The following is a 22,194-nucleotide window of genomic DNA, read 5'->3' on the forward strand; positions in this document are numbered from 1 at the left end:
CGGTACGGATGGATCAACTCCGGCGGATTGCCCCTGCCTACCTGACGGGGGTGGGGATAACTACACCCCTACGAGCAGCGGGCGGCCTCGAAGGTCTGGTGGCCGCGGCCTGACTGGCAGCGCTGGGTGCGTTCGCCCGAGACGAAGCGGAAGCGGCCGTCGGTCTCGCGGTGCAGGACGACGCGGTAACGCATCGCCTGGATGGAATCGTCGCCGAGTTTGGTGAGCGTGACGGTCAGGACCGGGTCGTCGTCGGTCTTGTCGCGGTGCAGGTAGATGGCGACCGGGCCGTCGAAGCCGCGGTTCAGGTTGAGCAGTTCCGCCACGGTGCTGTCCGCCGCCTCCGCCCAGGCCGGCGCGGTGGCGTCGATGTGGGCGTTGAAGCCCGGCGCCGCCAGTACACCTCCCGCGTCGGCGGTGACCCGGTCCGGCCATGGCGCGCCGGGCGCCTGGGTCGCGGGCGGGCTCCAGGGGGTGGCGCCGGGCTGCTCGATCGCGTCGCTGCAGCCGGCGAGGAGCGCGATCAGGACGAGAGCCATCACTCGGTTCTTCACGGGAACAAAGACGCCCATGGGCGCGTGCCGGTTTACCCGAGATCCGCGAGCAGGGTGTCGGTGAGGCGTTCCTCGTGGACGGCGGCGTCTTCCTGGTGCATGGCTGTCGCGAGGCCCGGGTCCCACCAGGTGGCGGCGGGCGTGCCGGTCAGGCGGTGGGGTGGGGTCTGCGGGTCGCGGGTGGCAAGCACCGCGGCCTGGTAGTCGGCGGCGCCGAAGCGCCACGGGAACGCGCCGGTGCGGCGCATGACGCGGCCTGCGATGGCGACGCCCGGCCAGTCGAAGTCGCCGTGGTACCGCAGCTGGACGCCGTCGAGCGCGGCGAGGGCGTCGAGGAGGGCGAGGGTGACCACGGTCGGGTTGCCGAGGGTGCAGACCATCGCGGCGGGCAGCGCGAGTTGTGCGGCGGCTTCCAGGATGCGCGGGTTCTCGCACACGTACACGGTCTGCGGTTCCAGGGCCAGTGGCAGCAGCCGGCGCAGGTCGCGCAGGGTGAGGTGCGCTTCGGCGTGATGGGAGGCCCGGTCGCGCAGGTGGCCGGCCGGGAAGCCGTCGCCGAGCGGGCACAGGCCGTACGTGAGGACGGTGGTCGCCACGGTGTCGCCGGCCACGCCGACGGACTCCCACAGCGACCGGCGCTCGACTGCGGAGGAGGGCGGCGCGGAGGCGGTCGCCAGGGTGATCCCCCGGAGCACGAGGCGGTTGAGCAGCGTGTCGTCGTCGAGGCCGTGGGCGGTGCCGGTGACCTGCTCGGCGAGCTCACCCCGGGACCACAGCCGCGACGTGTCCCCGAGGACCAGGCCCAGCACCGTCACGGCCTGGGTCAGCGCCGAGGGTGACGGCAGGCGGCCGATGATGCCGCTGCGCCAGACGCCGTCGAGCCAGTCGGTCACCCACTCCTGGCCGTCGAGGCCGGCCTCGGACGCGGTGGCGAGGACCTGTCCACGTAACGAGGCTCGCCGGTCCCGTTCGGCGGCCGCGGCGGCGCGGCGGTCGGGGATCGGGCCGGTCACCGCCTCGACGACCTCGACGAGACCCGTGCCGGCGGCGCTGGAGCGCAGCAGGCGGTCGAGGGCGGCGAGGTCGACGGTGACCGAGGCGCCGACGGCCCGGCCCAGCAGCTGCCCGATGGCGTCGCGGTCCTGCGGGGAGCCACAGTGGACGGTCAGCCGCCCCTCGGCCCGGCGGCCGTTGCGCTGCAGCCGCCCGCGCAGCGAGGTCCACAGTGGAGCCAGCGACGGCGAGCGCAGCCACTGCAGCGTGGTCGGCGGGATCATGCGGGCAGGACCGTGCGGCGGCTGCCGTCCCAGCGGAAGTGCAGGGTGGCGACGCCGGGCTGAGCAGGGTCGCGGAGGCACTCGTAGATGCCGAGTGACGGCACCTCCGGGAAGCAGCCCCACAGCCGTTCGCTGGTGAGGACGGCGTCGAGGTCGAGGGCGACGAGCAGGCCCAGCAGGCGGCCGTGCGTGGGCTCGTCGACCTTGGCGAACGCGTCGTCGAGCAGGATGAGCCGCGGCGCCGGCGGGTGGGCGTCGCCGACGGAGGAGAAGTGGGCCGCGGCGGCGGCGAACAGCACCAGGTAGGACACGACCCGCTGCTCGCCCTGCGACATGGCGGTGCGCGCCGACAGGGTCCGCTCCCGGTCCGGGTTCGCCTGGTCGGTGACCTTGACGGTGAACGTGAACCACTGCCGGTAGTCCAGCGCGGCCCGCAGGTGCACGGCGTAACCCGCGGACGGGTCGCCGCGGCGGGCGTCGTCGACCCGGCGGGCGAGGACCTCGCGGAGCCGGTCGTTCTGCTCCCGGGTCCGCAGCGCGAGCGGCGTCCTGAGCAGCCCGACGGCCGCGCGGGTGTCGGCGTCCGCGTCGGCGCGCAGCGACCACACGAGCCGGGCGCCGAGGCCGTGCGAGGTGCGGACCTGGGCGAGAGTGGCGTTCATGCCGTTGACGAGCGTCTCGGCGGCGAGGATCTGCCGGGTGAGCGCGTCGCCGAGCTCGCCGAGCAGGAACCGCTCGAACGCCTGCCGCTCCCGGTCCGCGACCGCCGTCCGCTTCTGTTCGAGCTCGGCGCCGAGGCGGGCGGTGGCGTGCGCGACCGGGTGCTGGCCGATGTCGTCGGCGATCTCGACGACCTTGACGCCGTCGCGGTTCTCCCAGATCAGGTCGTACCCGCCGGCGAGCCGACCGCGCACGTCGATGTACTTGAGGTGCAGCGCGTTCTCGCCGACGTCGGTCCGCCGCGGGCCGAGCGCGTCGGCGAGCTTCGCGGCGAGCCCGTCGAGCCGGGCGATGCGTTCGCGGGGTGTCTCGGCGACGTCCGGCGGCACCGCGATGTCCTCACCGAGGTCCAGCGCGGCGGCGACGCCCGGCAGCGTCATGATCCGTGGCAGTGCGGTGCCGGCCTGCAGCGCGACGCGCTCCTGGTCGGCGAGCCGGTCTCGCGCCTCGTCACGGGCGTGCTCCGCGGTGATCCGCCGGTCGCGGCTGCTCTGGTACTGGCTCCGCAGCGTCGGCAGGCGCTGCTCCGCGTCGCGCAGCCTCGACTCGGCGGCGGCCTCCCGGGCCATGACCTCGGCCGCGTCGGCGTGCAGCGACTCCTGCAACACGGCCAGCTCGGCGGCCGCCTCGGCGTGCTCGGTGGCCGCGGCCGTCGCCGCTTCGGCCGCCTCGTCGACCCGCTGCCGGGCCGCGGTGATGCCGTCGAGGTGCGCCGTGGAGCGGTGCAGCAGTTCCAGGAGGCCATCCGTGTCGCGGCGGTGCCGGGGCAGCTCGTCGGCGAGCCGCCGCAGCCGGCCGTCGACGCGGGTCAGGTCATCCGGGTCGCCCGGCAGGAGGTGCGCGTCGGCGGCGGCGGCGACCTTGCGGCGCTGCGCGGTCGCCTCGGTGGCGAGGTCGCGGGCCCGCCGCCGCGCGTCGGCGACCTGCGCGGTCAGCGCGGTGACGGCGGCCTGCCCCTCGTCGCGCCTGGCCTGTGCGGTGCGCAGCGGCTCCGCGTCGGGAAGCGCGGCGAGGAGCCGGTCGAGCTCGCGGCGCAGGGTCGCGACCTCGGCGAGCTCCCGGTCGATCCCGTCGAGTGCGGCGACACCTTCGTCGATCTGCGCCTGCAGCTCGGCGAGCCGCCGGGCGCGCAGGGCGGCACGGTTCGCCGCTCCGACGTACTCGGCCGCCGGCTTCCGCCACGCCCCGTGCGCCACCCCGAGCCGCCAGCTCCCGTCCGCCCCGATCCAGCTGCCGGCGTCATCGGCGGCGCCGGTCGTGGCCGGGGCGCCTGCGCCGGCCACGGCGACGCCCGCGGAAGTGCCGGCCGCTCCAGCCCCGCAGCCGGCGGCCGCGGGAACGCCGGTGGCAGCGCCCGCTCCATCAGCGGGAATGCTGTCAGCCCCAGCGACAGCGCCCACAGCAACACCGCTGGCACCTGCCCCATTCGCGGGAACGCCGTCCACCCCGCCCCCGGGATTAGCGCCGCCGGCGCCAACCTGGTCCACGGGCGCGGCGGACGCGCCAACCTGGTCCACGGGCGCGGCGGACGCGCCGGCCTGGTCCACGGGCGCGGCGGACGCGCCGGCCTCCTCCACGGGCGCGGCAGCCGCACGGAAACCGACGGCGGCGCCTGCCTCGTCCATGGACGCGGCGGACGCGCGGAAACCGACAGTGGCGCCAGCCTCCTCCATGGACGCGGCGGACGCGCGGAAGCCGATGGCGGCCAGGAGAGCGGTCACCTCGTCGGCGCCGGGGACCGGCACGAGCGCCGTGCCGAGCAGCGGGTCCTTGACGGGCGGACCGGGGCGCAGCAGCACCTCGCCGGTGCCGGGCGCGACGAGGGTGCCGGCGGCGGTGACCTCCCCGTCGAGCAGGCCGCTGGCCTCCAGCGCCGCCTCGATCAAGGCCCGTCGCGTGGCGTCGAGTCCGTCTGCGAAGTCGACCAGCCGGTACAGCGGCCGGTCGGCGGCAGCGTGAGCGAACCGGGACCTGGGCGGTGACGGATCCGTCTTCGCCGCCCACTCCTGATGCTCGGCGCGGACGGCCGCGAGCCGGTCCGCCGCCCGGGTGCGTCCGTGCAGCAGCGTGTCGCGGCGACGCTCCAGGGCGGCACGGACCGGGGCCAGGCAGGCTTCGGCCGCCTCCCGTACCGACGCCGGGGACTCAGCGAGGAGCACCGGCGCCGCATCGATCCCGGCCGCGGCCACGAGCGGGTCCTCGGTCCAGCGCTGCACGGCGGTCGAGTAGGCGTCGGCCGCCGCCTGCAGCAGGGCGGCGAGCTCGTCCAGACGCTCGCGGGCGGTGCCGAGCTGGCCGTCGAGCAGTTCGGCGTCGCCGGCGGCGCGGGTGGCCTGCTCGGCGGCGCGGGTCGCGCGGCGGATCAGGTCCTGCAGGTCGGCGACCGCGCGCCGGCGGGCCGCCACCGCCGCCTCGGCCTGCCTGCTCTGGTCGCGGTACGCCCCGAGGTCCCGCGAGGCCTCCCGCACGTCGACGGCGCGGACCTGGAGACCGGCGACGGCCGTGTGCCGCAGCGCCGGTGCCACACCGAGGTGGCCGACGTCCAGCCCGGCCTCGCCGGCGACGTCGCGGAGCCGGCCGTGGTCCTCCCGCAGACGCGTGGACGCCGCCGCGATGCGGTCGGACTCGTCGTCGAACCGGGCGACGAGGTTGCCGAGGTTGCGCTCCTCGGCGGCCGCCTGGCTGGCGGTGGCCCGGGCCGCGGACTGCAGCGCCTGCACCGCCTGGCGGCGTTGGGCCAGGTCGCGCACCGCCCGGTACGCGGCGCTGTCCCGCACGGCGGTGAGCTCCGCCCGCGCCTCCCGCCCAGCCAGCTCCAGCGCGTCGGCCGCGGCGGCGGCGACCCGCTCCTCGTCGACGGCGGCGGACACCTGCCGCTCCTGCTGGCCGGCCTGCCGCCGCCGGTCGCGCAGCTCCTGCAGTGCCTGCTGGACGGCGCCGACGCGGGCGCGCAGCTCGCCCTGCAGGTAGCCGCGGTAGCCGGTCATGAGGTCGGCGAGCGCGCCGTGGGTGCGTTCGAGCCGGCCGAGGTCCTCGCGGACGGTCTCCAGGTCGTCGAGGTTGTGCGCGACCGAGTCGAGCACGTCGTCGTCCAGCGGCGGCAGCGCCTCGCCGAGCTCGGTCGCGAGCTGGCCGGCCTCGATCCGGTCTCCGATCGTCGGCCTGCGCAGCCGGTACAGCAGGTGCACGAGATTCTGGTAGCGGCCGGCGTCGTTGACGCCGAACAGTTCCCGCCCGACGCGGGCCCGGTAGTCGCGCGCGCCGGCGATGACGGCGCCGTCGCCGAGCCGCTCCCGCAACCGCTCCAGCGGCAGCGGCTGCCCGTCGACGACGAGCGCGACATCGACCCCGACGCGCAGCGGCGTGATGAAGTACTGCAGCCGCGCCTCGCCCGTCGCGGAGGACCAGCGCACGACCGCGCCGAGCGTCAGGTGCCGCTCGCTGCCGTCCTCCGCCTGGCGCCGCAGCTCCAGCCACAGGAACCCCTGCCGGTTGACGCCGGTGGCGCCCTCGCCCATCAGCCACCGGAACGTGGTCTTGCCGGCGCCGGTCGCGTCGAGCCGTTTCACGTCCCCGTCGAGCAGGAACGGCAGCAGCATCTCCAGCGCCTTCGACTTGCCCGCGCCGTTCTTGCCGCGCAGCAGCAGCCGGCCGTCCTCGAACTGGAAGATCTGCTCGCCGTACTGCCAGACGTTGCAGATGCCGGCCCGATGCAACTGGAACCGCGTCACCTCTGCCCCTCGCTCTCGAGCACCGCATACCGGGCGGCGGCCGCCAGCAACACCAATGTCCCATCGGATGCGTCGCCGCGGGCGTTGCGGGCGTCGACCGCGCGTTCGGCGGCGACGTCCTCGTCGGCCTCCGAGTCGGCGACCGTCGCTCCCGCGCGGCCCAGCAGCCCGACCTGCGTCAACAGGTCGACGACGGCGTCGCTCAGTGCGGTGGGGTTTCCGGTGTACGACCCTGCCCACCGCCTCGAGTGCCGTTGGATCAGCCCTTCCAGTATCCGCTCGACGAGTCCCTCGGGCACCGGGACGCCGACCGCCAGCGGCCCACCCCGCGACACGGCCGGCGCGAGCTCGCGGACCAGCGCCTCGACGGTCAGCAACGCGGCCTGCGCGACGGTGCCCGTGCCGGGGAAATCCACATCGGACAGTTCATCGTCGGGATCGAGGAGCGCGGCCCCTTCGGCCCGCAGCTCGGCGTGCAGGCCCGTGTAGTCGGCGAACGCACGCTCGTCGCGGCGCTGCTCCTTGCGCAGCCAGGCCCGCTCCTTCGCGGTGAGGTCGTCCACGTACACGACCGGGCACTCGACGAGCCGCCTGCGCACGGCGTGCCGGGTGCCCCCGGGCCCTGCCTCGGCGGCGGTCGCGATGAACTCCTCCGCGCTGCCGGCCCGGCCGATCGGCGCGGCGAGCAGGTGCGTCACCAGGTCGCGGTCCACGGTGAGTAGCGCCTCCTCCTGGTCACCGTCGACGGTCCCCTGCTCTTCCACCAGCACCCGCCACCGCACGAGCTGCCGCAGCGCCGTCGTCAGCGCCCGCCGCTCCACCGGCCGGTCCACGTCCCCGAGGTCGATCCCGGCCTCGACGGCGGCGCTGCGCACGTCGGCGACGAGCTGCGACAGCAGCAGCTGCTCCGGCCCGGTGAGCAGGACCGCCGCGGTCAGCGTCAGGTACGCGTAGGACCGTTGGGTGAACGGCCCCGTCGCCCGCAGCAGCGGCCGCCCCTGCCCCACCGGCAGCCCCGTCTTGAACAGCCGGGCGAAGCCGGCCTCGACGACCAGCCGGTACCCGAGGAACTGCCCGAACCAGCTCTTGAGCCAGTCCGCGTGCCGCCGCACCAGCGGGAACTCGTCGTGCGTGGGGTGCAGCAGCGGCTGCCCGAGCAGCGCCCGGACGGCCCGCCGCCGCTCCTCGGCAAGGGCGATGTCGTGCTCGTGCTGCTCAGCCATGCCCGCTCCCGGTCCGCTCGGTCTCCGTCTGCTCAGGCTCGCGGCCGACGATCGCGGGCTCGCGACCAGCGACGTCGGGCTCGCGACCAGCGATCTCGGCGCCTTGGCCGACGGTTCCCGTGTCGTGACCGGCGATCTCGTCGCCGTGGCCGGCGACCTCCGTGTCGTGGCCGGCGATGAGGATGGCCAGGTCCTCGGCGGTGAAGTCGCCGCCGGCGGAGCGCAGGGTCAGTGCGTGGCCCGGCTTGGCGGTGAGCTCGCAGCGCAGCCCCAGATCGATCGACACGGTGACCGCCGTGCCCGCCGCGGGGTCGCCGGCGCCGAGGGCCTGCGCCATGAGCTCCAGCAGCAGCTGCATCGCCGGCCCCGAGAGCCGCACCGCGGACAGGTCCGCCGCCGCGGACAGCAGCTCGGCCGCGGCCCGGACCCGTGCGTCCTGCGCGGCGGCGGCCTGCTCGACCAGCAGCCGCTGCTGCGCGCTGCGGTCCACGATCCCGCCGGGCCGGCCGCGCGCGGCCCGCTCGCCGCGTTCGCGCAGCGCCACGGGCACCGTGACCGCCGGCCTCGACCACCAGCTGTCGGTGGCCGGCACGACCGCTTCCGCGTCGGCGGCCAGTCCGAGGTGCCTGCTGCCGTACAGGCCGAACGCCGCGGTGAACAGGTCCGCGGCGGTGCCCGCGTCGGCGGCGTCGAACCAGGCCGCCAGCCGCAGCAGGTCGCGGCGCCGCGAGGTGGCCTGCCCCGAGGAGCGGATCATCCGTTTGGCGTTGGCGAGCAGCGACTGCAGCGCCCGCAGGGTCGCGTCGCGCAGCTGGTTGACCTCGCTGCGCCGGCCGCCGGTGTCCTCGAACCAGGCCCGCAGCGCCAGCCAGTCGTCCAGCGAGTGCCCGCGGGTGCGCTGCACGACGACGCCGAGGTCCTTGGCCGCCTCCGCCAGACCGCCCTCGTCGAGCCGCTCCAGCAGCCCGTCCAGGTGCGGCCAGATCCGCCGCAGGTGATGCTGGATCCTGGGCGACAGCAGCACCACCTCCTCGGTGATCGACTCGACGTAGTCCAGCAGCAGGTTCTTGAACCCGCTGTATTCGCTGCCGTCCAGGTCGTACCGCGCGAGCACCTGCCCCAGGTAGGCGTAGAAGTCGCGGACCGAGTCGCGGAACTGCCAGAACTGCGCGAACACCGCGGCGACCGTGTCCCGCGCCCGGACCATGTCGGCGCCGCCGGGGTCTTCGAGCAGCTCGCTCAGCGCCGCGAGCCCGGTCGCCACCAGGCCGAGCAGCTCCCGGCTGATCTCCCGCGCCGTCTCGGCGCCGGCGAGGACCTCGTCGACCTGCCGCTGCACCCGCTCCCCCAGCGGCGACAGCTGATACCGCGACCGGGTCCGCTGATACTCCTCGATGCTCTTCACCCGCACCGAGTGCGAGCTGGGCAGCAGGTTGCCCCACGCGACCAGCTGGTTGAGCCGGCTGACCGCCGTGTCCAGCGGCAGCCCGTCGATCGCCTCGACCACCTGCTGCGCCGACAGGTCGGTCATCAGCGAGGCGCTGAACAGCCGCATCACGGCCAGGTATGTGCCCCGCTCAGGCACGGTGAGGTACGTGTACGCCTCAAGCCGCTCCAGGTCCTCGGACACCAGCACAGGATAGACGCCGCACAACCCGACCCAACTGAACGTTGCCGATCGACTACCCCTCGCTACCATTGATGGTGATGTACGTCCCGATCCTCAAGGCACGCAAGGGCGAGTTCAGGGCGATCGCGGAGCTGGCCGCCCCACTCGCCCCGCTCGTCATGCCGGTATTCGAGGTCGTCCCCACGGCGAACGGCCCGGGCAAGGACCTGTGGTCGTTCAGCCTGAAGGTCGCGGACTCTGTGCCCGAGGGCCTGCTGATCGCCGTCGACACGCACCGGCTCGCCGTGCCGCTGTCGGGAATCCACAGCCCGTTGGATTACGTCGCCCACGATCTCGCGGCGTTCGGCGTCCCCATGCTGCCCGTCGTACACCTGACGGATCCCCCCGCACAGTTGGCGGTCGCCGCCCACGCCGCCCGGCTCCACCTCGGCCGCGCGCTCGTCCGCCTCACCGGCGACCCACCCGAGGGGCCGATCCTGGCGCCCGGCCTCCCGCCGGAGCAGTGCGACCTGTTGCTCGACATGGCGTCGGTACTGTCGGACCGCGACCTCACCCGCACCGAGCCCCTCGTGCGGAAGTACCTCGCCTGGGCACACCGAAGACCGTGGCGCTCGATCACCGTCGCCGCCGGCGCCATGCCCGCAATCCTGCCCCGCCACACCCCGGCGGAGATCCCCCGCTGGGACCTGGCCCTGTGGCACCGCATCGAGGACCCCGACGTCCAGTACGGCGACTACGGCATCGCCCACCCGCAGACCACCAACCCGCGCTGGCGCCCGAGCCCGAACCTCCGGTACACCGGCGACACCACCTGGCAGATCCACCGCTCCCCTGACCTCGACATGTACCACCTGTGCCGCGCGGTCATCTCCTCAGGCACCTGGCCCGGCCCCGACTTCTCCTGGGGCGACGCCGAGATCGCCGCCCGCGCCGCCGGCCAGCCCGGCCCGGGCAACGCCACCAACTGGCGCGCCTGGGGCACGTCCCACCACCTCGCCCACGTCGTCCACCAACTCACCCAGCTGTAGTCGCCCCGGGAACGGAAACCGCCCGGCACCCTGTGAAAGGGGTGCCGGGCGGTTTTGGGGTCTAGGCCGAGATGTCGATGAACGAGGCCCAGCTGTTGTTGTACTCCGCGAAGTTCGCGTGGTTGTCCGCGGAGCGGGTGTAGACCTGTGTCGAACGGTTCGACACGTTGAACAGCACCGAAGGCGCGGAGACAGCTGCGCCGCCGATGTTGTTCCAGCCGGACCAGCCCTTGTAGTAGTACACGTACTGGGTCTGGCCGCCAGCGGTCGCGGCGTACGCCTCGGTGGTTCCGTAGCGCGGGTTGTAGATCACGCCCGGGTCGCTGGCGAGGCTGCCCTTGAGGTCGATCCAGTCCGCCCAGCCGTTGTAGTAGTACCGGTAGGCGAGCGTGTTGGTCGACGTGCGGGTGTAGACCTCGGTGGTGCCGTAGGTCGGGTTGTAGATGACGCCCGGGTTCCCGGAGACGTTCCCTTCGAGGCTGACCCAGCCGGACCAGCCGTTGTTGTAGTACTTGTACTTCACCTTGTTGTCCGTGGTACGGACGTACACCTCAGTCGTGCCGTACTTCGGGTTGTACAGCAGCGCCGGGTCACTGGCGACCGAGCCGCCGAGGTCGGACCACCCGGACCAGCCGTTGGCGTAGTACTTGTACTTCAGCGTCCCGTCAGCGAACCGGGCATAGATCTCCGTCGTGCCGTACTTCGGGTTGTACAAGATGGACGGGTTACCCGCCAGCTCGCCCCCGAGGTCGTTCCACCCGGACCAACCGCTGGAGTAGTAACGGTAGGCAAGGTGGTTGTTCGCCAGACGCGCGTACACCTCAGTGGTGCCGTACGTCGGGTTGTACAGCACAGCCGGGTCACCCTGCGTGTCGCCACCCAGGTCAGACCAGTCCGACCACTCCGTACCGGCCCGGTACGCGTACACGATCCGGTTGTCCGTCGTACGCCCGTACACCTCGGTCGTGCCGAAACGCTGGTTGTTGATCCCAACGGGCTTCGACGCGATCCTCGGCGGGTCGTTCTGACGGATGTACAGCAACCGGTTCGCGGTGGTGTTCGCCGCGTACGGCTGGTACGTCGCCCCCATGTCCAGGACACCGTTCGTGGCGCTCTGGATGAGCGCCTGACGCACCTGCGACGGGCTGTAGGTCGGGTGCGCCTGCAGGATCAGCGCGGCCGCGCCGGCGACGTGCGGAGACGCCATCGACGTGCCGTCCAGCTCAGCGGTGCCGTACGGCCAGCCGATCATTGCCGACGTGATGTGGGTGCCGGGGGCGAAGATGTCCACGCACGGCCCGTAGTTCGACCAGCCGGCCGGGAATTCCAAGCCGCCATAGGCCCATTGGTCCGAAGCACCGACGGTCAACGCCTCGGGGACCCGGGCCGGTGACTGGTCGCAGGCATTGAGCGGCCGCGGGTTGTACGGGTCGCCGTCGCCGTTACCGGCGGCGATCGAGTAGGTGAGCCCGGACGCGATCGACTTGCGGACGGCCTCGTCCTGCGCCGGGATGATCTCATTGGCACCGAGGCTCATGTTGACCACGGCCGGCTTGACCGCGTTCGCCGTGACCCATTCGATGCCGGCGACGACCTCAGTGAGGTAGCCCTCGCCGTTGCAGTCCAGGACGCGGACCCCGACGATCTTCACCTGCTTGGCCACACCGTACGTGGCGCCGCCGAGCGTGCCGGCCACGTGCGTGCCGTGCCCGTCACAGTCGGAGACGTTCTCCGGCAGGTTGTGTTCGGGCGTGTTCCAACCGTACGGGTCGGGGGACGGGCGGAGCGCCCGGTCGACGAAGTTCCTGCCCCACGAAGCCCGGCCGCCGAACTCGCTGTGCTCCTTGTACAGGCCCGTGTCGATCACGTACGCCGTCACCGACGACGCCGTGTTCGGGTAGGTGTACTGGTAGTTCGGCATCGTGATGCGGCTGTCGATCCGGTCCAGGTTCCAGACCGGATTGCTCTGCGTGTCCGACTTGCGCTGCAGGACATCGCGCGAGACGGACGCCACCGACTGGTCTGCCGCCAGACGCGCGGCCTGGTCCTCGGAGAGACCGCTGACCGCGAAGCCCTTCAGCGCGGCGCTGTACTCGCTGGTGACCTTGCCGCCGTGCCGCGACGACAGACTCTTGGCCAGCGCGGAGACGTTGGTCTTCGCCTGCGCCGTGTTCATGCCGCCGAAGGCGGTGCTCTTCAGCTGAACGATGTAGCTACCGGCAAGGCTCTGGTTCGCGTCGCCGAGAACCTCGCCCCGCGGAGGATTGACCACCTCCGCCGAGGCCGGCGTGCCCGAGACGAGCACCACGCCCGCGGCGGCGAGCGTCGAGACGCCCACCATCGCCCAGCGCCGCGGCCGGCTTACAAGCCGTCCATACGCAGCCCTTTCCATGCCCTTCGTGCTGATGGTTGTTTCCTCCCCACGAGGATCACCCCGGCGGACATCGACGGTTCACGCCAGACGGATGATCGGAATTAGGGAGAGGCTAAGTGGGATGACCCGTTCCCGGCCAGCCCGATCAGATGTTCGTGCCGTGAAGGTCAACCGAAGGGACGAGGTCCGTGCTGCCAGCGGTGGCGGGGTCGATCCTGTCCGGATGTTCGCCATTGGAACCGCGAGGAGCGGTCTCGCGTCCAAGGGTGCATGAGGCGTTTCGGGACCGTGCTGGCGGTGGTGCTCCTGTCGGCCCTCGGGCTGGCCGGGTGCGCCCGCGAGAATGCGGCGGGCGGCGGCGGGCCGTGGGGGCGGACGTTCCTGTCGCAGTCGACGAGCCGCCCGCTCGTCCCCGGCACCCGGATCGAGCTGCGGTTCGACGACGGCAAGGTCGGCTTCCGGGCGGGCTGCAACTACATCAGCGGCGCTGCGCGGATCGACGGCGGGCGGCTGGTCGTCAGCGAGATCATGAGCACGGCCATGGGGTGCGAGCCGCAGCACGCCGAGCAGGACACCTGGTTCGCGACGTTCCTGGAGGCCGGGCCGCAGTTACGTCTTGAGGGCGCGGATCTGGTGCTGGAGGGCGGCGGCACCACGGTCAGCTTCGTCGAGGGCTCGGTGGCCGAGCCGGACGCGCAGCTCGTCGGCCCCGAGTGGACCGTCGACACGCTGGTCGACGGGCAGACCTCCGGCTCGGTGCCGGCCGGTGTGCGCGCGCACCTGACCTTCACGATCGACGGGAAGGTCACCGGCTCCGGCGGCTGCAACAGCCTCACCGGCACCTACACGGTCGACACCGAGACGATCACGTTCACCGCCGTGGCCTCGACCCGCAAGGCGTGCGCCGAGGCCGGCACGGTCGAGGACAAGGTGCTGCACGTCCTGCGGGGCACGGCGCAGTTCCGGATCGAGGCCGGCCGGTTGACGCTGACCGCCGCCGACGGCACCGGCCTGGGTCTCACCGCCGGCCGCGCGACGCCGTCACCCTCATGAGGACGTCAACTGGGCGAGGCGCTGGTTGATGGTATCGAGGTCGAACGGCGTGGTGTCGGGGCCGTCGTCCTCGTTCCAGTCCTCGACCGGGGCGTCGCCGGCGCCGGCCGTACACGCGATCGGACCCGGATCTTCAGGAACGGTGATGCGCTCGACGGTGATGGTGTGCTCCCACCAGTCGCCGAGGTCGTAGACGTACGTCATCCTGGCGCCGCGGCCGGGCAGGAGCTTCGACAGGCGGACCGCTGACTCGTCCTCCGAATCCTCCAGGTTGAGGTACACGTCGCTGTAGTGCTGGCCGGCGGCTTCGAACAGGTGGGCGTGCTCGTCGTCCCAGTCGAACGCGACCTGGATCGCCGCGTGGAGGACCTCCAGGGTCGTCGGGCCCGGCAGCCGCAGGCGGCGCCACACCGTGCTGCTGAGGGCGACCTTCAGCTCGTACACCGGAATCTCCGGACGGCCGGACGCCTTCAGCAGATCGAGGAGGTGGGCACGGTCGGGGTGGTCGCTGGCCTCGATCGTTGCCGTGCCGCCGCACTCCTCGACCAGGTGGTAGCGCTCCTCCGGGTCGTCCTCGGCGAGGGCGACCTCGACGGTGAGCCAGCACCGGTCCGCCTCGGACGGCTCCTCGTCGGACAGCGTCGTCCGGGCGTGCACCGCGAGCATCGGGTGCTCCAGGATCGGCCGCAGGAAGGGCAGCGCGGGGTCGCCGATCACGGCGATGACGCCGAACGCGTCCAGCCGGTCGGCGGCACCACCGGCTCCGGCGGCGGCGAGCAGCTCGGCGGCGGTCGCGGCGAGGTCCCTGCCGTCGAGCCAGCGCCAGGTGGCGCGCCCGGCATCGGCGTCGGACATGTCCCGCAGCCTGGCGAGCAGTTCGGTGACCGGCAGGTCGGGCCGCACGGGCGGCGGCACCGCGAGGCGCGCGGCCGTCTCGCGGCCCAGCGCGGTGAGGCGCCCTTGATGATCGACCGCGCCGAACTCGGCGAGCAGCGTGAGGGCTCCCGCGACTGGCAGCACGCCGCGCCGGAACGCCCGGTACACCGCCTGGAACTCCCGCGGCGACCGGTCCTCGAGCCGCTCGTCGACGCGGTCGTCGAGGTCGTCGAGCGTGGCGCCGTCGACCAGGGCGGCCAGCACCTCGGCGCACGCGATGAGAGCGCCCTCGTGCCGCGGGTCGTCGGACTCCACCGCCAGGACGGCGAGCAGCGCGTCCCACCGCGCGTCGGCCGGGTCACGGCCGGGGCCGTCGACCATCGTCGCCCTGTTGCCGTCGATGCTGATGTACCCGGCCCCGACCGCCGCGGTCCACGGCCGGTGCAGGCCTTCCATGTCGGCGGCGGACCTGACCTTCGCGGGCACCTCGACGCCGGCGACCGCCGCGGCCGCCGGGATGTCGGCCGGCCGCGGCACGCCCTTGGCCGTGACGGTGCGGCCGCCCGCACCGACCCACTCCGCGAGCTTCCGGGCACGGACCATGATGTCGGTCATGGTCAGGTTCTACCAGCCGTGCACCTCCGGCTCGTAGCCGCCGGAGGGCTGGTTGCCGGTCAGGTCGGCGAACGCGCGCTGCGCGATGACCTTGCCCTGCGCGTCGAGGGCGCGGACGGTCAGCTGGAGCGGGCCGGGCAGTTCGACGCGGCCGAGGCCGTTGCTCAGCGGTACAGTCGCCAAAACCTCCTCACCCTTCAGCAGGTCGACCCGGACGGCCTGCGGCGGCGCCACGATCTGGAGGGTGTCCGGCGCCGTGGCGTCGAAGTGGGGCATGCGCATGGCGATCACGGTGTGCTCGGGGTTGCCCGAAACGCCGGCGCCGGTCGGGTGGTTGCGACCGTTGGGTTCCGGGCTCGTGTCGGTCGCGATGGTGATGTACGGCCCGCCGCCCTGCTCAGTCACCGCCATCACGGTGGCGATCTGGCCGACGCCGTCAGGCACCGCGAAGTCGTCGCTCCACAGCACCACGTACTGGATGCCCGGTCCGACGAGTCCGGTGCTGTATGCGAGCGCGTCCGCCGCCACCTGCGCCGCCCTCGGAGCGGGTTTGCCGCGGCCGTACAGCGGGCTCGGGTCGATCCGCTCCGCCCGCGCGGTGCCGGGCGGGGCGACGGCCGCCTCGTAGAACACGACGTCGCCCTTGCTCATGCGGACCCGCAGCCCACGCGGCAACATGCTGGTGTCGCGGACGATGTACCCCGCCGGCTCAGGCTCCCACGTCCGCTGGATTGTTCCGTCGTCCATGTACCGCGGCGCCTCCGAAACCGAGACTTCGTAGTCCGCGGGCCCGAAGAGCAGCGCGTAGCCCTGGTTCTTGTCGTTGCGCCAATCGTCGCGGACGACCGGATCCTCCACATCGGACCAGCCGGTGAGCTCCAGCTTCTTCGCCGCCGCCTTCCCTGACGCGGCGAGGTGAACCATCCGCGGCGCGGCGGTGACCCCGGCGACGAGCGCCACCCTCCGGTTCCCGGGCAGATCCCCGGCGAAGAGCACCCGCAACCGCGCGCGATCGCCCGGCAATCCAAAGGCGGATGGATTATCGACGACCCGATCCAACAACGCGTCGAGGAACGCGGCGTCATCCTTGAGGGATCCGCGCGTCGGCGCGTCGAGCAGCGGCAGCACCTTGCTCGACGGCTCCCCGTCGAGCCTTCCGGGCCCGCCCTCCGGCCTTCCCGGCCCGCCGGACGGCAGCACGAACGCGACCACCCCGACGAGCACCGCCACCATCGTCACCATCGCCACGGCGGTCTTGCGCACCCGCCGGCGCCGCCGCACGACCTTGATGGCGTTGTCGGTGAGGTCGTACAGCTTGGCCTGCTCGGCAACGTCCCCCAGCACCTCCGCGAGCCGCCGCGTCACGACCACACCTCCATCACGTCTTCCAACTCCGGCGCCAGCACCCGCAACCGCCCCAGCGCATGACTGGTCTGGCTCTTCACCGTCCCCACCGACGTCCCCATGACCTGCGCCGTCTCCACCTCGGACAGATCCTCGAAGTACCGCAGCACCACAACGGCCCGCTGCCGCTTGGTCAGCTTGGCCAGGGCCTGCTCCAGCACGACCCGCAGCTCCGCTCTGCCGGTCTCATCACCACTGACGGCCGCGTTCTCAGGAACGCTGGCCGTCGTGTGCTCAAGGAAGCGCCGCCTCCGCCAGGAGCGGACATGCTCGTGATAGAGGATCTTCCGCACGTACGCCTCGGGATCCCCGGCCCTGGAAACCTTGGACCAGTGCGTGGCCGTCTTGATCAGGGCAGCCTGGATCAGGTCCTCAGCCTGCGCGTGCCCGCCGGCAAGCAGGTAGGCAGCCCGGGACAGGCGGGGCAACCGCGCCCGCACGAACTCCCGGAATCCTTCTTCGTCCTCCACGCGGCTCCTCCCAGGACCAGCCTCATTGGAGTACATGCCTCCAACGACAGGCCAGGTTGGAACCGGGTCACCACCGGCTTCGCAACGGCTTGCGTCTATACGAATTCGTGTCGGCTCGGCTACTCTGCGATACAGCCAGGGGAGGGTGGCGATGGCGTCGGGTTCTCGATCAACGGACTTCCAGCGTGCTGTAGCGGCACAACGCAAAGCCGCCGAAGCCGCCAAGCGGCAACAGGCACGAGATGCCGAGCAGCAACGCAAGGAGCAGGTCAAGCAGTACGAGCAGCACCGATCAGCCGAGGCCGCCCGGCTCACGGCGGATGCCGAGCGGCGGATGGCTGCGCTGAACGGTGTCCTGGCGACAGCGCTCGCGCACCCGCCGACAGGTATCGACTTCGCCGCACTGCGGAGGCACCCGCCGGCAATGCCAATCGACCTTGGGCAAGACGCTCGGCCTCTGACGGCACCCACCTGGGCGGACTTCGAGCCGGCGAGACCCGGCGCTCTGGGGCGCCTGCTCGGGGGCGACGCCCGGCACGCGCGGGAACGAGGTGAGGCAGAGCGCAGGTTCGCCGCAGCAGTCGGCGACTACCAGGCGGCGGAGGCCGCTCGGCAGCGTCGGGTGACCGAGGCACGCCGGATGCATGCGCAACGGCTGGCAGCCGCACAGGCCGAGATCGACGCGCACAACGCCTCGGTGGATCAGTTCGCCGCGGGCGTCCGCGACCACGACCGGCACGCGGTGAGCCGGTATTTCCAGATGGTGATCGACCAGGTCCAGGATCCTGCCGGGTTTCCTCCCCACCGCCTGGCTGGCTACGTCCCCGAGTCCACCCTGCTCGCCCTTGAGTGGCGGCTGCCGCCTGTCCAGATCGTTCCCGATCAAAGGGCTTTCAGATGGGTGAAGACGAGGGACGACATCTCCGGTACCGCGCGTACTGCGGCGGAGATCCGACGGACCTACCAGAACCTGGTCGCGCAGATCGCGTTGCGTGCGGTGCACACCGTCTTCACCGCCGGACGCCTCTCCCTGGTGAACACGGTCGTGTTCAACGGCATCGTCGAGGCAATCGATCCTGCGACGGGCCAGACGATCAGGCCGTGCCTGATCACGCTGCGGGCCAACCGTGAGCAGTTCACGGAACTCGTCCTCGCGAACGTCGACCCGGTCGCGTGTGTACGTAAGTACTTCGCCGCCGATGTCTCACAACACCCTGAGGAGCTGCAGCCGGTCCAGCCGGTCATGGAGTTCAAGATGGCCGATCCTCGGATCATCGATCCGGTGGACGTCATCAGCCAGATCGACAAGCGCCCGAACTTGCTCGAACTCACCGCCAAGGAGTTCGAACACTTCATCCACAACCTGTTCACGCGGATGGGGTTCGACACCAAAGTCTTCAGCGCCAGCGGTGACGGCGGTGTGGACTGCGTCGCCTACGACCCCACCCCGATCCGCGGCGGGAAGTACGTCATCCAGGCCAAGCTCTACACCAAGACCGTGCCACCGACGGCAGTACGGGACCTCTTCGGCACGATGCAGCACGAGGGTGCCAAGAGCGGCATCCTGATCACCACGAGCGGGTACGGCCCGAGCAGCTATGAGTTCGCCAACGGCAAGCCGTTGCAGCTCATCGACGGCAGCGGACTGCTCGCGATCTGCAAGGACCACGGCATCCCGGCCAGGATCGTCCCGATCGTGAAATGACGAACGCCTGAGTCGCGAGTCAGTGAGGGTCGGTGCCGCGGGACCACATCTGGGGCCACTTGAACTGCACACCGTTGACCAGGGCGGAGACCCGGACGTCCGTGAACGGGTCGCGAACGTAGTGCACGCGATCGGCTGCGGGGTCGTGTTCGTCGACCTCGACGAGTGCCAGCCGGTAGTTGTCCGCGTTCTGGCCGGCGCGGATCTCGCGGTTGGTGACGAAGAAGCTGTCGTGGCCGGCCATCCGGCCCTTGACCTCGATGTGGACGATCTGCTCGTCCTCCCCCGCCGACCGGACGTCATAGCCCGGGTTGTTGTGCGCCATCACCTGCGGCACGCGGCCGAGGCGCTGCTCGGCCGCGACGACGGCTCGGATGGCGCGGCGCTCGATCGCGGCGAGATCCTCCATGTACTCGGCGACCGGCTCCTCCCGGCGTCCGGCGCGGCGGTCGATCAGGCCCTGCGGCACGACAAGCGCCACGGCCGCGATAGCGGGTGGGCGTACCTGCGTGTGTGCCTCCTGGTCCAGCTCGGTCATACGGCGAGCGAGCCGGAGACGGAGGTCCTGGGCGCGCTGCTCAGCCGTTGTCGGCTGCATGGCGGGTTTGCCGCCCTGCATGACGATGTTGGTGAGGCGGGCTACCTCGTCGCGCCAATGCTGGATTTCCTGCGTCAGCCGCTCCTGTACGAGGCCTCGCGTGCGGCTGACCTGTTCCCGCCGGGCCGCGCCGACGTGCGCGTACCAGGCGGGCAGGTCCGTGCTGGCGGCCCAGTGCTCTGCGGTGCGCCGGGCACCGTTGAGCCAGGAGGCGTTCAGAAGGTCTACGGTGAGCTCGCGGTCGTAGTCGCTGGGCGCGTCGTAGTCCAGGAACGGCGCGACGCTTGGCTGACTCCGCCCGTCGTTCCACAGCTCGACGTACTGGAACCGTTTGGCGACGGTGCGCTCCAACCCGTCGATGATCTCTTCGTGCAAGGCGATTAGCAGGCGCGGCTCCTCGGTCGGGTCAAGCCGGTCGACCATGATCGTGCCGCGTTCGAGGGCTTCCCCGTACAGGTCGATCATCCGCTGCACGAGCGCGTCGAGCAGCGGGTGGCCAGGTGCGAGGAGCTGCGCGGGAGGGGCGCCGTCGACGCGGAGGTGCGAGCGGTCGAAGCAGATCCGCTCATACCGCAGGTTGATCGGTGCCGCGGGTGTTCGCAGCTCCCGGACTGACTGCGGCACGCTGGGGATCTCCCAGCGGCCTGGCTCGCGTCCCCGGATGCGGCCGCCCGTGCGGTCGAACGCGTCGCGGAAGAACCCTTCGATGTAGTGCGGCTGGAGACGCAGCAGCCGCGCTTCTTCCAGGTCTCGGCGGGCGTTGTCGGCGTCGGACACGGAGCGCAGGTCGTGGTGCAGCGCGCGTTCCTGGACGAGCTTCACGGCGGTGTCGCCGACGCGTTCGTCGATGACCCGGTCGAGGTGGGCCCTCACCTGCGGGTCCTCGCCGCGCCGGATCGCGTCGAGCAGCAGCTCGTGCAGCGGCTGGCCCTCGAACGCCTCGCCCAGGACGTCGAAGACCTTGCCGCCGAGCGCGGCGTTCTGCTCTTCGATCTTGGACAGCAGCCGCTCGAAGACGGCGCCCTCGCGAGTGTTGACGGCGACGAGGTTCCACAGGTGGCACATCTCGTGCTGGCCGATGCGGTGGATGCGGCCGAAGCGCTGCTCGATCCGGTTGGGGTTCCACGGCAGGTCATAGTTGACCATGAGATGGGCGCGTTGCAGGTTGAGACCCTCACCTGCCGCGTCGGTCGCTACCAGCACCAGACAATCAGCGTCGGACGTGAAGCGCTCCTGGACGGCACGTCGAGCGTCGCGGGACATGGCGCCGTGGATGGAGACGACGGCGTTCTTCCCGGGCAGCGCCTGGCTGATCCCGTCGACGAGGTAGGTCAGCGTGTCGCGGTGTTCGCTGAAGATGATGAGCTTCTGCGGCGCATGCCGCTCCAGCAGGAGCTTCAGCTCGGTCCACTTGCGGTCGGTGCCTGACGCGCGGACCTTCGCCGCCAGGTCGACCAGTCCTTGCAGCACCGAGATCTCGAACCGCAGCTCTTCGGCGGATTGAGCCGCGGTGGCCGCGTCGACGAGCTGCTCCTCGGTCTCCTCCATCGTGTCGGCGAGGTCGTCGTCAAGGATGTCGGCCAGTTCGATGTCCGGCAGGCGCTCTCTCGTCGTCGGCTTGGTGAGCAGTTCGTTGAGGCGCTGTTCGAGGCGGGCCTGCCGGCGCTGCAGGGAACGCAGGATGGCTTCGGGGCTGGACGCCAACCGGCGCTGCAGCACGGTGAGCGCGAAGCCGACCCGGTTTCCGCGGACCGTCTCACCGGCACTGCGCAGCTGGTCGACGCGGTCCCACTCCTGCCGGACATACTCCGTCACCGCCTCGTACAGCTCGACCTCGAGCTCCGACAGCTCATACGGCACGGTGTACGCGTTGCGCTGCGGGAACAGCGGCTTGCCGGCGAACGTCAGCAGCTCCTCCTTGACCCGCCGAAGCATGAGACCGTCAGCGCCGAGGTTGTGCTCGTCCTTGCGGTATCTGCCCTCGAACCGGTCGGGGTCGAGCAACGCCAGGAAGAGCTGGAAGTCCTCTTCCTTGCCGGCGTGCGGGGTCGCGGTCATCAGCAGGAGGTGCTGTGCCGCCTTGCCGAGCGCTTGTCCGAGCTTGTACCTGCGGGTGCTCTGCAGCTTCTTGCCGAAGTAGTGCGCCGACATCCGATGCGCCTCATCGACCACGACGACATCGAAGGCCGAGTGGCCGATCTGGTCGACCAGGGCGTCACTGCGCGACAGATGGTCCATCCGGGCGATCAGCCGCGGATGCTCGTCGAAGATCGACTCTCCCGGCGGTGTCGCGGCCACCAGGTCGGCGGTCAGGATCGCGAAGCGGAGCCCGAACTTCTCGCTCAACTCGTCCTGCCACTGGTTGACCAGGCCGCCGGGCGCGACGATCAGGCAGCGCGACAGGTCACCGCGGAGCATCAGCTCCTTCAGGTACAGGCCGGCCATGATGGTCTTGCCGGCGCCCGGGTCGTCCGCGAGCAGGAAGCGGAGCGGGACCTTGTCGAGCAGGTGCCCGTAGACGGCCTCGATCTGGTGTGGCAGCGGCTCGAGGTCGCTCGTCGTGACGGCGAGCATGAGGTCGGACTGGGCGGCCGCACGGATCCGCATCGCCTCGGCGGCCAGCTTGAAGTCCGTGGTGTCAGCGTCGAACGTCGTGCGGTGGACCTCGACGATCTCCAGCGCCGGCTCGTTGACCCGCATCAGGATCTGCTCGCCAAGCACGCCCTGCTCGGTGCGGTACACCAGCCGGACGGAGTCCGGACCCATCGGCGCTACGGCAATGACCTCGACCGGGCCACCTGGCACCACACCGCTAACAGAGGATCCGGGCACCAGGTCTTCGAGCCGCATGGTCCTGAGCTAACCCGAAATCGCATCGACCGGTCATAGGTCTCGCGTCGATGAAAGCTCGTCTTAACGGTCGGTGGTGACGTTCC

The 22,194-nt window shown here is 71.5% G+C and carries 13 protein-coding genes; 3 read left to right on the top strand and 10 right to left on the bottom strand.

Annotated elements, in window-relative coordinates:
- Positions 1-68: 68 nt before the first annotated feature.
- From ACQEVZ_RS24375 to ACQEVZ_RS24395, 5 genes are read right to left on the bottom strand one after another with little or no spacing between them, the layout of a single operon-like run.
- Positions 69-539 carry a hypothetical protein gene (locus ACQEVZ_RS24375; protein ID WP_433370279.1) on the bottom strand — a complete coding sequence of 157 codons (471 nt, stop codon included), beginning with the start codon at positions 537-539 and terminating at the stop codon, positions 69-71.
- 47 nt (positions 540-586) lie between these two features.
- Positions 587-1,831 (bottom strand): TIGR02679 family protein, encoded by a 1,245-nt coding sequence (locus tag ACQEVZ_RS24380; protein WP_433370282.1) that lies wholly within the window; start codon positions 1,829-1,831, stop codon positions 587-589.
- Positions 1,828-6,282: a TIGR02680 family protein gene (locus ACQEVZ_RS24385; protein ID WP_433370285.1), complete on the bottom strand. Its 4,455-nt coding sequence runs from the start codon at positions 6,280-6,282 to the stop codon at positions 1,828-1,830. Before ACQEVZ_RS24385 ends, ACQEVZ_RS24380 begins: the two co-directional genes overlap by 4 nt.
- Positions 6,279-7,505, bottom strand: a complete 1,227-nt coding sequence (locus ACQEVZ_RS24390) for a TIGR02678 family protein (protein WP_433370288.1) — start codon at positions 7,503-7,505, stop codon at positions 6,279-6,281. Before ACQEVZ_RS24390 ends, ACQEVZ_RS24385 begins: the two co-directional genes overlap by 4 nt.
- Positions 7,498-9,135 carry a TIGR02677 family protein gene (locus ACQEVZ_RS24395; protein ID WP_433370291.1) on the bottom strand — a complete coding sequence of 546 codons (1,638 nt, stop codon included), beginning with the start codon at positions 9,133-9,135 and terminating at the stop codon, positions 7,498-7,500. Before ACQEVZ_RS24395 ends, ACQEVZ_RS24390 begins: the two co-directional genes overlap by 8 nt.
- Before the next feature lie 77 nt (positions 9,136-9,212).
- On the opposite strand from ACQEVZ_RS24395, the gene ACQEVZ_RS24400 reads away from it, so the two are divergent.
- Positions 9,213-10,163, top strand: coding sequence for a beta family protein (locus ACQEVZ_RS24400; RefSeq protein ID WP_433370294.1), 951 nt, complete (start codon positions 9,213-9,215; stop codon positions 10,161-10,163).
- A 61-nt stretch (positions 10,164-10,224) separates the two neighbouring features.
- Here the strand turns inward: ACQEVZ_RS24400 and ACQEVZ_RS24405 are convergent, their stop codons facing one another.
- Positions 10,225-12,504, bottom strand: coding sequence for a S8 family serine peptidase (locus ACQEVZ_RS24405; protein WP_433370297.1), 2,280 nt, complete (start codon positions 12,502-12,504; stop codon positions 10,225-10,227).
- Between the two features lie 303 nt (positions 12,505-12,807).
- Between ACQEVZ_RS24405 and ACQEVZ_RS24410 the strand changes: the two genes are divergently transcribed.
- Positions 12,808-13,590 carry an META domain-containing protein gene (locus tag ACQEVZ_RS24410; protein WP_433370300.1) on the top strand — a complete coding sequence of 261 codons (783 nt, stop codon included), beginning with the start codon at positions 12,808-12,810 and terminating at the stop codon, positions 13,588-13,590.
- Here ACQEVZ_RS24410 and ACQEVZ_RS24415 read toward each other — a convergent pair.
- From ACQEVZ_RS24415 to ACQEVZ_RS24425, 3 genes are read right to left on the bottom strand one after another with little or no spacing between them, the layout of a single operon-like run.
- Positions 13,585-15,081: an IS1096 element passenger TnpR family protein gene (locus ACQEVZ_RS24415; protein WP_433370303.1), complete on the bottom strand. Its 1,497-nt coding sequence runs from the start codon at positions 15,079-15,081 to the stop codon at positions 13,585-13,587. The two genes, ACQEVZ_RS24410 and ACQEVZ_RS24415, sit on opposite strands and share 6 nt — an antisense overlap.
- A gap of 9 nt (positions 15,082-15,090) precedes the next feature.
- The gene (locus ACQEVZ_RS24420) at positions 15,091-16,446 is read right to left on the bottom strand and encodes a hypothetical protein (protein ID WP_433370306.1); all 1,356 of its coding nucleotides are present in this window, start codon (positions 16,444-16,446) and stop codon (positions 15,091-15,093) included.
- Positions 16,443-16,955, bottom strand: coding sequence for a SigE family RNA polymerase sigma factor (locus tag ACQEVZ_RS24425; protein ID WP_354889300.1), 513 nt, complete (start codon positions 16,953-16,955; stop codon positions 16,443-16,445). The genes ACQEVZ_RS24420 and ACQEVZ_RS24425 overlap by 4 nt, the downstream gene beginning before the upstream one ends.
- Positions 16,956-17,106: 151 nt before the next feature.
- Between ACQEVZ_RS24425 and ACQEVZ_RS24430 the strand changes: the two genes are divergently transcribed.
- Complete coding sequence (locus ACQEVZ_RS24430) at positions 17,107-18,660, top strand: restriction endonuclease (RefSeq protein ID WP_433370310.1); 1,554 nt, start codon at positions 17,107-17,109, stop codon at positions 18,658-18,660.
- 19 nt (positions 18,661-18,679) lie between these two features.
- Here ACQEVZ_RS24430 and ACQEVZ_RS24435 read toward each other — a convergent pair whose 3' ends face one another.
- Positions 18,680-22,024 carry a helicase-related protein gene (locus tag ACQEVZ_RS24435; protein ID WP_433370313.1) on the bottom strand — a complete coding sequence of 1,115 codons (3,345 nt, stop codon included), beginning with the start codon at positions 22,022-22,024 and terminating at the stop codon, positions 18,680-18,682.
- Between the last annotated feature and the right edge of the window lie 170 nt (positions 22,025-22,194).

It is taken from the genome of Dactylosporangium sp. CA-152071 (assembly GCF_050936335.1).
Taxonomy (GTDB): Bacteria; Actinomycetota; Actinomycetes; order Mycobacteriales; family Micromonosporaceae; genus Dactylosporangium; species Dactylosporangium maewongense.

Bases quoted from the DNA above. Each gene is read 5' to 3' on its own strand.
- ACQEVZ_RS24375 (WP_433370279.1), bottom strand. From the start codon at position 539: ATGGCTCTCGTCCTGATCGCGCTCCTCGCCGGCTGCAGCGACGCGATC.
- ACQEVZ_RS24380 (WP_433370282.1), bottom strand. From the start codon at position 1,831: ATGATCCCGCCGACCACGCTGCAGTGGCTGCGCTCGCCGTCGCTGGCT.
- ACQEVZ_RS24390 (WP_433370288.1), bottom strand. From the start codon at position 7,505: ATGGCTGAGCAGCACGAGCACGACATCGCCCTTGCCGAGGAGCGGCGG.
- ACQEVZ_RS24400 (WP_433370294.1), top strand. From the start codon at position 9,213: ATGTACGTCCCGATCCTCAAGGCACGCAAGGGCGAGTTCAGGGCGATC.
- ACQEVZ_RS24405 (WP_433370297.1), bottom strand. From the start codon at position 12,504: ATGGTGGGCGTCTCGACGCTCGCCGCCGCGGGCGTGGTGCTCGTCTCG.
- ACQEVZ_RS24410 (WP_433370300.1), top strand. From the start codon at position 12,808: ATGAGGCGTTTCGGGACCGTGCTGGCGGTGGTGCTCCTGTCGGCCCTC.
- ACQEVZ_RS24415 (WP_433370303.1), bottom strand. From the start codon at position 15,081: ATGACCGACATCATGGTCCGTGCCCGGAAGCTCGCGGAGTGGGTCGGT.
- ACQEVZ_RS24430 (WP_433370310.1), top strand. From the start codon at position 17,107: ATGGCGTCGGGTTCTCGATCAACGGACTTCCAGCGTGCTGTAGCGGCA.
- ACQEVZ_RS24435 (WP_433370313.1), bottom strand. From the start codon at position 22,024: ATGGGTCCGGACTCCGTCCGGCTGGTGTACCGCACCGAGCAGGGCGTG.